Below are 11419 nucleotides of genomic sequence, written 5' to 3'. Positions count from 1 at the left end.
GTTTTTTGGAAGGGAAATGGAAGCGGACTGTCGAAGGGAGTGGAAACAGATTAAAGGTGGTGCTCTCATGAAACAGAAAGACGTGCAGACATGCTCTCATTGCGGTTCTCAAAACATAGGAGAAGGTGAGTTTATCGGTTATGCACAAATACGGAAAAAGGAAACGATGTTCACATCTTCACCAGTGGATGCTTATATTTGTACAGATTGCGGGAATATCCTTTCATTAAAGGTACGGAATTATGAAAGGTTTAAGCAGAAGCCGCTATGATTGTTGAGAAGTGGTCATATCCAGCGTTGTATACGAAACGTCTTATATTAAGGGAAATTAATATGAGTGATATTTTACATATATATGAGTATGCCTCAGATAAAGAAATGTCAACGTATACAGTATGGGATGCTCATCAATCGTTACATGACACACAAAAATATATAGAAGAAATTGTGAGTCAATATGAGAAAGAAAAAGTAGCTCCCCTTGGAATTGTATTAAGAGAGGAACAAAAACTCATAGGGACTTGTGGATTTATAAAATATGATGTAACTGAACATAAAGCGGAAATTGCATACGCCTTATCACGAAAATATTGGGGTAGAGGATTAGCTACCGAGGCGGCTTCAGCTTTTTTTAGCTATGGTTTTAATGAGTTACGTCTTAATAGTATTGAAGCAGGATGTAATTCAGAAAATGAAGCATCTGAAAAATTAATGAAACGTTTGAATATGGAATACGATTGTACAATTCAAACGTTTCATTAAAGGTAAGTATCGTGATACGAAAAGGTATTGTATATCTAGGAAAAGATATATGAATCAATGAAATATTTTATATTGAAAACTCCTTTAATTGAATAAGGTGGTTTTTGTTTTACATATAACAATAATTACCTTTAATTGTTATAATTGATTATTGAGAAATATTGTTTTTCTTAATACCACAATCATAGAAGAAAACTAGCTAAATCGTATACAAAACCGCTATATAACACAATCGCAACCGTAAGTTGACAAAGTGCAACCAGAGGAAGATAGAGATAAGAGCAATGTTTACCTACAATTTAGTTAAGAAAACAAAGGGGGACACACATATGGRATTTGGTGAGAAGCTTTTTAAATTAAGAAAGGAAAAAGGCCTTTCTCAAGAAGCGTTAGCTGAGAAATTAAACACAACAAGACAAGCGGTTAGTAAATGGGAAAATGGTCAAGGTTTTCCTGAAACCGAAAAACTAATAATGATTGGAAATGTATTTGAAGTATCTCTTGATTACTTATTAAAAGAAACTGCTGAGCAAAGTAATGAAAAGGAAAATGGTTATTATGTAAGTMAGGAAATGGCGGAAGGGTATATAGTGTATGGGCAAAAAATTTCTAAATATATTGCGTTAGGATTTAGTTTGCTCATTTTATCGACAATACCGTATTTATTATTTAAAGAAAATGCAACAATGTCGACATTCCTTGTTATTATCATTGCTGTCCTTGGAATTGGAGCAATGATGGTACCTGTAACGATAGAAGAGAGTCGATACAATGTATTAAAAAAAGAAGAATTACTATTTGATCCAAACTTTTTAAAAGAATTGACAAAAAGATATGCGACTATTAAAAAGAAGTATGCTGCAGTAATGATCGTTGGATTTTGTTTTATAGCAGCAGGAGCGATACCATTTTTATTTGAGAAAAAGCATATCACTTCAGGAGAATTAGTGCAGTATTATCCGTACTGTGTTGTACTTATTGCTATTGGAGTCTATCTTTTTGTTCGTGTTGTAGGAGTGTGGGAGATGTATCGAATTTTAGTAGAAAATAAGGAATACAGTAATCGTTTTATTTTTAAAATGAAAAAGAAAGTAAGAAAAAAGGTAGATAGTTTATAAAAAATAAAAAACATGTTTCGAATCAATGTATTCAAAACATGTTTTTTATCGTTCTGAATTATTTCCAAAGAAATAATTCAGAAAATACAGAAAAATGTCGTAATCATTTGTAGAAGTCTGTTATAATAAACAAAAAATGAAAACGCTTTAAAGGGGGATGTAACCAATATGATGATGAATGTACCGCTAACAATTAGTTCTATGATGGAAAGAGCAGAGAAACTGTTTTCGAAGAAAGAAATTGTTTCACGGACACATGATAAAGTTACGACGTTAACGTATAAGCAGTTAGGTGAAAGGACGAGAAGACTTTCAAGTGCGCTAAAAAAATTAGGAATTAAAGAAGGCGAGCGTATAGGAACGTTAGCGTGGAATCATCATCGACATGTGGAGGCGTATTTTGCTATTCCAGGTATTGCTTCCGTTTTACACACAATTAATATTCGTTTATCTCCTCAACATATTTCATACATTATTCAGCACGCAGAAGATCGCATTTTACTCATTGATGAAGATCTCGTACCACTTGTTGAAAAYATTCAATCACAATTATCAACTGTACAAGCCTACATTATTATGACTGATAAAGAYGAACTTCCAAAWACTACACTGGAKCCTGTATATCATTATGAAAAGYTATTAGAAGAAGGSGATCCCAATTTCCAATTTGTAAAAGATATTGATGAAAATACACCTGCTGGTATGTGYTATACGTCAGCGACTACAGGAAACCCAAAAGGTGTTGTATATACGCATCGTAGTACGGTTTTGCATTGTATGGCACTCGGTTTAGCCGATACAGCTGCTTTATCGGAAAGTGATGCGGCAATGGCTATTGTACCAATGTTTCATGTGAATGCTTGGGGGCTTCCTTTTGCAGCTACTTGGTTTGGAACTAAACAAGTTCTGCCAGGACCAATGTTTACTCCAAAAATTTTATTAGAGATGATTCAAGCTGAAAAAGTAACGATAGCAGCAGGTGTGCCGACAATTTGGCTCGGTGTATTACAAGAGTTAGAAAATAATAGTTACGATTTATCTAGTATAACGAGAATATTATGCGGTGGTGCTGCTGCACCGAAAAGCGTTATTAAAGCATTTGAGCAAAAATATAATGTTCCTTTCGTACATGCATATGGTATGACTGAAACAAGCCCACTTGTAACACTTGCACGTTTAAAAAGTTATGAAACAGAATTATCATATGAAGAGCAATTAGAAATCCGCTCAAAACAAGGATATCTTGTCCCTGGTGTAGAGATGAAAGTAGTCGGTACAAACGGTGAAGTGAAGTGGGATGGTACTGAGATGGGAGAGTTATGTTTACGAGCACCTTGGATCGCTGAAAGCTATTATAACGATGATCGTACTGTCGAAGGATTYCGWGAYGGTTGGTTATATACWGGWGATGTYGTTACRGTTGATGAGGAAGGCTGCGTGAAAATTGTTGATCGTACGAAAGATGTTATTAAAAGCGGRGGAGAATGGRTTTCTTCAGTGGATCTTGAAAATGCTTTAATGGCACATGATGCTATATTTGAAGCGGCTGTCGTTGCAATTCCTCATCCGCAGTGGCAAGAACGCCCAGTTGCCTGTGTTGTTCAAAAGAAAAATAGTACGGTTACAAAAGAAGAAATATATGAGTTTTTAAAACCACAGTTTGCTAAATGGTGGTTACCGGACGATATTGTATTTATGGAGGAAATTCCGAAAACATCTGTTGGGAAGTTTTTAAAGCAGGCGCTTCGGAAAGAACTTGAGCATTTGCATAAAGAGAAATAATTGAATTTACGTTTGTAAACTTATATGGAGACGAGGTTGACAAACAGTGGATAGAAAGATAAGATAACTCCTATAATATGTTATCTAAAATCTAATTTAAGTTTACAAATAGGAGAAGCAAACATGAATACAAAAAACTTAGTTTTCGTCGCTTTATTTAGTTCTATTATGGGAGTGTTAGGGTTAATACCTCCAATTGCTCTTGCTATTACACCAGTTCCAATTACATTACAATCACTCGGTGTTATGCTTGCTGGTGGATTGTTAGGCTCACGTCTTGGTGCGTTAAGTCAGCTTATTTTTTTACTTATAGTTGGAGTTGGAGCACCATTACTTGCTGGTGGACGCGGTGGTCCAGGCGTATTTGTTGGGCCAAGTGCAGGGTATTTACTTGGTTATATCGTTGGAGCGTTTGTCATTGGTTATTTAATTGAGCGTTTACGTGAAGTTTCTATAATAAAGGTATTATGTATTAATATAATTGGTGGTATTTTCGTAGTTTATGTATTTGGTATTATTGTACAAGCTTTCTTTATGGATGTTTCTATATGGCAGACGATGAAAGTAAGTGCCGTATTTTTACCAGGTGATTGCATAAAAGCGACTATAGCAGCAATTCTTGTAACGAAATTACATCGTTCATTGAAACATATTATTACGCCTGCTTTGAAGAATAAAAAAATTACAAATGCAGGGTAAGAAAAAGGAGAAACACGTTACTTGCGTGTTTCTTTTTATTATTTTGTAAAGAAAGGACGTCTCATATGGGGATTACAAAAGAATATAAAAAGTATGCCTCTTTACAACCAAATAAAATAGCGMTWAARGAAAATGATMGAGTWTTAACATATAAAGAATGGTTKGAGTCAGTTTGTAAAGTAGCAAACTGGTTGAATGAAAAAGAATCGCAGAATAAAACGATAGCAATTKTATTAGARAATAGTATGGAGTTTTTACAACTATTTGCGGGTTCCGCAATGGCTGGATGGGTTTGTGTGCCGCTAGATATAAAGTGGAAACGAGATGAGCTTAAAGACAGACTAGTGATTAGTAAACCAGATGTTATTGTGGCGGAGCAGTATAGGCTTAGTGATATATCGTGCGAAGAAGGGAGGATTATTGAGATTGAAGAATGGAAAGAAATGATTGAGAACTATCTTCCTACATACTATTCTGTAGAAAATGTACAAAACGCTCCTTTTTATATGGGATTTACATCGGGATCAACAGGAAAGGCAAAAGCATTTTTACGTGCACAACAGTCGTGGGTTCATAGTTTTGATTGTAATGTACATGACTTTCATATGAAAAAAGAAGATTCTATTTTAATAGCTGGGACGCTCGTTCATTCTCTTTTCTTATACGGCGCAATAAGTGCATTGTTTTTAGGGCAAACGGTACACATAATGAGAAAGTTTGTACCAGTTCAAGTGCTATCTAGTATAARGATAGAGAATATTTCTGTAATGTATACAGTTCCTACAATGCTTGAGTCYTTGTATAAAGAAAATAAAGTAATTGAAAGTGAAATGAAAATTATTTCGTCAGGAGCGAAATGGGAAGCTGAAGCAAAAGAGAAGATGAAGAATGTGTTTCCTTATGCAAAAAGATATGAGTTTTATGGTGCGTCTGAGCTAAGCTTTGTAACGGCATTGGTTGATGAAGAGAGTGAAAGAAAACCGAATTCAGTAGGGAAACCTTGTCATAATGTACAAGTTCGAATATGTAATGAAGCAGGAGAAGAAGTACAGACAGGTGAGATAGGAACTGTGTATGTGAAAAGTGATCAATTTTTTATGGGCTATGTATCGGATGGAGCTATAATCCCGCAATTGTCCGAAGGTGGCTGGATGACAGTGCAAGATGTGGGCTACCAAGATGAAGAAGGCTTTATATATATTGTTGGTAGGGAGAAGAATATGATTTTATTTGGAGGAATCAATATTTTCCCAGAAGAAATAGAAAGGGTATTACAGACACATCCAGCTGTTGAAGAAATWGTTGTGGTTGGTGTAGAAGATAGTTACTGGGGTGAAAAACCTGTCGCCATCGTAAAAGGAAGTGCTACGAGGCAACAATTAAAAAGTTTTTGCTTACAACGATTATCCTCGTTTAAAATACCGAAAGAATGGCATTTTGTAGATGAAATACCTTATACAAATAGCGGGAAAATCGCTCGTATTGCAGCAAAAAATATGATTGAAAACCGGGAGAAGATATATGAATAGAGCGGTTATTGTAGAAGCAAAAAGGACACCTATTGGTAAGAAAAATGGGATGTTGAAAGATTATGAAGTTCAGCAATTAGTAACGCCGCTTCTTACGTTTTTAAGTAAAGGAATTGAGAGAGAAATAGACGATGTCATATTAGGGAATATTGTGGGGCCGGGAGGKAATGTTGCAAGATTATCTGCTTTAGMRGCWGGRCTTGGTTATCATATWCCTGGTGTAACGATTGAYCGGCAATGYGGYGCTGGATTGGAAGCGATTCGCACCGCATGTCATTTCATTCAAGGCGGCGCAGGTAATTGTTATATTGCAGGAGGAGTAGAGAGTACAAGTACATCACCTTTTCAAAATAGAGCGCGATTTTCACCAGAAACAATTGGTGATCCTAATATGGGAGTGGCGGCTGAATATGTTGCAGAGCGCTATAATATAACACGAGAAATGCAAGACGAATACGCTTGTCTTAGTTATAAAAGGACACTGCAAGCAGTAGAAAATGGATATTTACAAGATGAAATACTTTCGTTTAATGGATCTTTTGACGAAGCTATAAAACGAGAAATGAATTATGAAAGAATGATTAAAAGAACAAAGCCCGCATTTTTGAAAAATGGTACAGTAACGGCAGGTAATTCGTGCGGTGTAAATGATGGAGCATGTGCTGTTCTTGTAATGGAAGAGGGGCAAGCCCGAAAATTAGGATACAAGCCTGTACTTCGTTTCGTTCGTAGTGCTGTAGTTGGCGTGGATCCAAATCTTCCAGGGACTGGTCCGATATTTGCGGTGAACAAATTATTAAACGAAATGAATATGAAAGTAGAGGACATCGATTATTTTGAAATAAATGAAGCATTTGCTTCAAAAATTGTTGCTTGTGCAAAGGAGTTACAAATTCCTTTTGAAAAATTAAATGTAAATGGTGGAGCAATTGCGCTCGGTCATCCGTACGGTGCATCTGGAGCTATGCTTGTGACACGTTTGTTTTATCAAGCACAAAGAGAGCATATGAAATATGGAATTACGACGTTAGGAATTGGTGGTGGAATAGGGCTTGCGCTATTATTTGAGAAAGTAGAAAACTAGAAAGGGACTAGTTTTCTACTTTTTGAGGAACATAAGCATTACTACCAGGTTTTGCTTTGATTTCATTCCAAGCAGCGATAGCATCAGCTTTTGATTTTCCTTTGTTATTTGGATCTTCGAAAAAGTCGCGAGTAAAGCGATTGTATTCAAACTGTGTACCGATAGTTGTTTTATAGGATGGTTCTTTTTTACGTTCGTTTTCTTCATACCAAAACGTTATCGCGTCTTCATATGTTTTTCCAATATTCTCTTTGAAAAACTTTTGAAGAGCTACTGTAAAGCGAAAGTTTGCTCCAATTTTTTCTTTGAAAAAAGCACGCACATCTTCACTACAGCGGTGATTTTCAGTAATAATTGTTTGAAGAGAAAGATCTTTATAAGAGAGGGAAGCTTTACTCACCTTTTGAYCAGAGCTGTTTTTTAATAYTTTACCAGTATKTAAATAATGTGAGATACGCYCGSTTATTTCAATCTTAGAGCCACTAGCTGGYAAAYCATGCTYACGACAAAATGTTTGGAGTTCTGCTTTTAACCAATAATAGTTTTGGAAATCTTCAAGWGRTATAGAATTTGTTAAAGGTGGRCGCATRSATRTAACAACTTCTTTCTTCCATAATTTTCTTTAATTATAAAACATAYGTTCTTTTTGTGGAAGRATTAATTTRTAAATWTAATGGGAAGAGGRGATTACATATGGAAAATGTAATGCAAGTTCGTGTTACGGGAATTTTAATTGAAGATGAAAAAGTATTGCTAGTAAAACAAAAAGTTGCTAATCGCAATTGGTCTTTACCTGGGGGAAGGGTAGAGAATGGTGAAACGTTAGAAGAAGCGATGATTCGAGAAATGAGAGAAGAAACAGGGTTAGAAGTTAAAATTAAGAAGCTACTCTATGTTTGTGATAAACCGGATGTTAGCCCTTCTTTATTGCATATTACGTTTCTGCTTGAAAGGATTGAAGGTGAAATTACGCTACCTTCTAACGAGTTTGATCATAATCCGATTCATGATGTGCAAATGGTACCGATTAAAGATTTAAGTCAATATGGTTTTTCGGAAACTTTTATAACTCTTATAAGTGAAGGTTTTGCAAGTGCAGGGAGTTATCAAGGCTTGAAACAAAATATAGGCTTGTAAATATAGTTGAAGGATAGCAGTTAGCTATCCTTCATAAACATGTTTTACACTTCTGACTGTAAAGAAGAAACAAGTTGATTTAAAAACTCATCCCCACTCATAATCGCATTCCCACCACCACGAGCACTCTTTTTATTTCCTCCGCCTTTTCCTTCAATAGAAGGGAGGGCATCTTTTAAAAGTGTATTCATATCGAGTGTTACTGCTTTACCACAAGCAAGAATACATTGTAATTTGTCCTCATTTTCAATAACGAAATATGTAATTGCGTGTTCTTGTTGTTCTGTAATAATAGCGGATAGTTTTGCGATTTCTTGCATGGAACGATTTGTAAATACTCGAGAGATAAGTGTTCCAGCATGTATTTCTTCCGATTGTTGTAATAGTTCATTTGCTTCTACAAATAATAGTTTTTCATTCATTGCTTGTACTGCCTTTTCGTTTTCTTTTTGAGAGGTAAGAAGTTGTGCTACTTTTGCTGGAATATCAGTGTCGCTACTGTTCAATTGTTTAGAAACATCTTTCATAATTTGTTGCTGTTGTCCCATTAATTTAAGAGCGCGCCAACCAGCGATAAATGTTAAGCGTATACCACCTTTATTGCGCTCCCATCCTAGTACTTGAATAGGGCCTACTTCACCTGTATGTTTCGGGTGTGTTCCACCACAACCGTTGTAGTCATAGTTTTCGATGATAACAACCCGTATATTTTCTGTCATAGTTGGTTCTTTGCGAAGGGGTAATGCTTTGGCCTCTTCTAAGTTCATCCATTCAATACGAATAGGGTGGTTTTCAAAAACAATTTGATTAGCAATTTGTGCGGCCTTCTCAACAGTTTCTGTAGAAAGATTGGCAGTTTCTAAATCAATGGTTATAGTTTCTTTTCCAAGATGGAACCCGATCGTCGGTATGTTAAAGTGATCCCAAAAAGCAGCGGATAAAATGTGCTGAGCCGTATGTTGYTGCATATGRTCAAAACGRCGYTSCCAATCTATTTTACCCTCTACTTCTTCYGTATGTAATTGTTYTATTATRAAATGACGAATTTCTCCATTTACTTCTTSAACGTTACTTACCGGAATACCATTTAARGTTCCAGTGTCGTGTGGTTGTCCGCCGCCTGTTGGATAAAATGCAGTTTCATTTAAGACAACATATAAGTTTCCTTCTGTACAATAATCTTGCTTTATAACTTTAGTAGTAAAGTCTTTCTTATAAGCGTCGATGTAATATAATTTTTTCTCCAATTTTCTTTCCCCTTTCGTGTTAGCTAGTTTCATTGTAAAGCAATTGAAATTAGTTTCCTAATATTTCAGAAGAAAGAAACTWTTTTTAGAATTTTCTTGCTATAATAAGAAGAAAATGCGGGGGGGAATGAAAATGCCATATGAAAACGGCGTAGATAAGTTGCTTAGTTTAAGCAGAAATATTTCCGAATTATATCGAGAATTAAATGAGATGACCCGGATTTTAACGGATTGTAATCGAGAAAGTGTGAAATTTGATCGGTTATATGTAAAGGAGTTACTTTGGAAAAAAGAAGATGTCATAGAGAAGTATGAACAATTACTCGTCCAGCTTTGTATTAATGAATGCTTTGATTTAAAAAGTGTAATTACTGGCGAATATAAGTATACATATGAAGAAGTAGAAAGCATTGTTTTAGAATTTAATGAAAAGTATAATGTAGCTATTTTGATTAAAGATGTTTGTAAAGAACTACAGTTTACATATGGAATTGATATGGAAATAACGAGAACAGCTCGGGTATAAACATCTCAAGTATAGAAAAAGGAAAAAGAAAGCAGATCCTTTGCTTTCTTTTTTTATGTAGGAAAAGGGAGAGTAGGTTTAAAGATGAAGGGGAAGTTACAGCATATTCATCCACTTGGAATGAGTATCATTATAGGGACATTATTTGCTAGGTTTGCAACTTCAATGAGCATTCCTTTTTTAGCGATTTATTTAACGACTGTTAAAGACGTATCGGCTGGAATGACCGGTGCTATCATTGGAACGAGTGCGCTTGTTGGAGTGTTTGCTAGTTTTATTGGAGGCAATTTATCGGATCGATTTGGTCGAAAGATGATTATAATATGGTCCATGATTGTTTGGGTGTTTGTATTTATAGGATTTTCAGTTGCAGATCATGTTTTTAGTTTCTTTCTATTAAACGCTTTGAATGGMTTATGTCGTTCTTTTTTTGAACCGACATCAAGAGCTTTATTATCAGATTTAACGAAACCAGAGTATCGTTTACTCGTATATAATTTGCGTTACGGTGCAATAAATGTTGGAGTAGCGATGGGTCCACTTGTTGGATTACAGATTGGAAGTGCAAAATCAACGATTCCTTTTGTAGTAGCCGCTGGAGTGTACATTTTATATACAGTTATATTAGCGTTTCAATTTAAGAAATATCCACTTGATAAAAAGAAAGTAACTACAGAAAATCCGGTCACAATGTTAAGTGCGGTTCGGATTTTGCGAAAAGACATAGTATTTTTAGTTGCTTTAGTCGGAATCATTTTGAGTAATAGTGGTTTTTCACATTTAACGACGACACTATCTCAATATTTTGCAAACGCACATATATTTCAAGATGGAGTAAAGTTGTTCTCATATATGCTAACTTTAAATGCGATTACAGTAGTAGTTATTCAATACCCTGTTATTCAAATGTGTAAAAAGTATACGCCGTTAGCATCTATTATGGTTGGAACGTTATTTGTGAGCGGGGGATTGTTTGGATTTGGACTAGTAGAATCTATGTTAGGGGCTGCTATATGTACAATTATTTTTACATTCGGAGAAGTATTAATGTTTTCAATGACAGATGTATTTATTGATGAGATAGCTGTTTCACATTTGAAAGGGACATATTTTGGAGCTATGGGCTTTTCAGGAATTGGAGTAGTAATTGGTCCTTGGTTTGGCGGGATACTTCTCGATCATTATGGATATCAAAATGGCTTTATAGTATTTTTAATATTAGCTATATTTTCAAGCGTAGCGTTCCCAGTTCTTTTAGTGACAAAAGGTTTAATGAAAAAAAGATATATTAGAAATTCTAAAATAGAAATACATGCGAAATAACATGAGCCCGAGCAAACTAAAAGGTTGCTCGGGCTCATGTTTGTGTTTATAGTAATCCTTAATTTGAAAAAAGAACTTTCTTTTCATGTTTATTGGCAACTTCGTTTTTGGAAATATGAATGGCTAAATATCCATTCTCTAAACAGGCTAGCATCTTGTTATAAATGATATTAGTAGGTAAAGGAACAATTCGCTGTAAAGAAGTGTTTTTA

Annotated in this window: 11 protein-coding genes and 2 pseudogenes; 10 read left to right on the top strand and 3 right to left on the bottom strand. The window is 35.2% G+C overall.

Going from position 1 to position 11419, the window contains the following annotated elements; genetic code table 11:
• Nucleotides 1-67: 67 nt before the first annotated feature.
• From AC1DJR_RS07145 to AC1DJR_RS07115, 7 genes and pseudogenes are all read left to right on the top strand, one after another.
• Nucleotides 68-271, top strand: coding sequence for a hypothetical protein (locus tag AC1DJR_RS07145; RefSeq protein WP_033708017.1), 204 nt, complete (start codon nt 68-70; stop codon nt 269-271).
• Nucleotides 268-823 (top strand): annotated as a pseudogene (locus tag AC1DJR_RS07140) (GNAT family N-acetyltransferase). Before AC1DJR_RS07145 ends, AC1DJR_RS07140 begins: the two are co-directional and overlap by 4 nt.
• Nucleotides 824-1091: 268 nt before the next feature.
• Nucleotides 1092-1880 carry a helix-turn-helix domain-containing protein gene (locus AC1DJR_RS07135; protein WP_477002290.1) on the top strand — a complete coding sequence of 263 codons (789 nt, stop codon included), beginning with the start codon at nt 1092-1094 and terminating at the stop codon, nt 1878-1880.
• Between the two features lie 168 nt (nt 1881-2048).
• Nucleotides 2049-3662: a long-chain fatty acid--CoA ligase gene (locus tag AC1DJR_RS07130; RefSeq protein ID WP_477002289.1), complete on the top strand. Its 1614-nt coding sequence runs from the start codon at nt 2049-2051 to the stop codon at nt 3660-3662.
• 123 nt (nt 3663-3785) lie between these two features.
• Nucleotides 3786-4361, top strand: coding sequence for a biotin transporter BioY (locus AC1DJR_RS07125; RefSeq protein ID WP_060750813.1), 576 nt, complete (start codon nt 3786-3788; stop codon nt 4359-4361).
• 65 nt (nt 4362-4426) lie between these two features.
• Nucleotides 4427-5890 (top strand): acyl-CoA synthetase, encoded by a 1464-nt coding sequence (locus AC1DJR_RS07120; RefSeq protein WP_477002288.1) that lies wholly within the window; start codon nt 4427-4429, stop codon nt 5888-5890.
• Nucleotides 5883-6974 (top strand): acetyl-CoA C-acyltransferase, encoded by a 1092-nt coding sequence (locus AC1DJR_RS07115; RefSeq protein ID WP_477002287.1) that lies wholly within the window; start codon nt 5883-5885, stop codon nt 6972-6974. Before AC1DJR_RS07120 ends, AC1DJR_RS07115 begins: the two co-directional genes overlap by 8 nt.
• A gap of 7 nt (nt 6975-6981) precedes the next feature.
• Here AC1DJR_RS07115 and AC1DJR_RS07110 read toward each other — a convergent pair whose 3' ends face one another.
• Nucleotides 6982-7563, bottom strand: coding sequence for a DUF6434 domain-containing protein (locus AC1DJR_RS07110; RefSeq protein ID WP_477002286.1), 582 nt, complete (start codon nt 7561-7563; stop codon nt 6982-6984).
• Nucleotides 7564-7667: 104 nt separating this feature from the next.
• On the opposite strand from AC1DJR_RS07110, the gene AC1DJR_RS07105 reads away from it, so the two are divergent.
• Entirely contained in the window at nt 7668-8111 is a 444-nt protein-coding gene (locus tag AC1DJR_RS07105) for an NUDIX hydrolase (RefSeq protein ID WP_410591800.1), read from the top strand.
• Nucleotides 8112-8155: 44 nt separating this feature from the next.
• On the opposite strand, the gene AC1DJR_RS07100 is transcribed toward AC1DJR_RS07105, so the two are convergent.
• Nucleotides 8156-9358, bottom strand: coding sequence for an alanyl-tRNA editing protein (locus AC1DJR_RS07100; protein WP_477002285.1), 1203 nt, complete (start codon nt 9356-9358; stop codon nt 8156-8158).
• A 133-nt stretch (nt 9359-9491) separates the two neighbouring features.
• Between AC1DJR_RS07100 and AC1DJR_RS07095 the strand changes: the two genes are divergently transcribed.
• Nucleotides 9492-9884, top strand: coding sequence for a hypothetical protein (locus AC1DJR_RS07095; protein ID WP_002137716.1), 393 nt, complete (start codon nt 9492-9494; stop codon nt 9882-9884).
• An 84-nt stretch (nt 9885-9968) separates the two neighbouring features.
• Complete coding sequence (locus AC1DJR_RS07090; protein ID WP_429687850.1) at nt 9969-11207, top strand: MDR family MFS transporter; 1239 nt, start codon at nt 9969-9971, stop codon at nt 11205-11207.
• A gap of 58 nt (nt 11208-11265) precedes the next feature.
• Here AC1DJR_RS07090 and AC1DJR_RS07085 read toward each other — a convergent pair.
• Nucleotides 11266-11419: pseudogene (locus tag AC1DJR_RS07085) on the bottom strand (Hsp20/alpha crystallin family protein); the annotation flags it as partial.

This window comes from Bacillus sp. 05T31 (assembly GCF_056396725.1).
The sequence above is the reverse complement of the archived record's forward strand: the minus strand, read 5'-3'. Positions and strand labels throughout refer to the sequence as shown.

Excerpts from the sequence above, each read along its gene's own strand:
- AC1DJR_RS07145 (WP_033708017.1), top strand. The coding sequence starts at position 68 with ATGAAACAGAAAGACGTGCAGACATGCTCTCATTGCGGTTCTCAAAAC.
- AC1DJR_RS07125 (WP_060750813.1), top strand. The coding sequence starts at position 3,786 with ATGAATACAAAAAACTTAGTTTTCGTCGCTTTATTTAGTTCTATTATG.
- AC1DJR_RS07095 (WP_002137716.1), top strand. The coding sequence starts at position 9,492 with ATGCCATATGAAAACGGCGTAGATAAGTTGCTTAGTTTAAGCAGAAAT.
- AC1DJR_RS07105 (WP_410591800.1), top strand. The coding sequence starts at position 7,668 with ATGGAAAATGTAATGCAAGTTCGTGTTACGGGAATTTTAATTGAAGAT.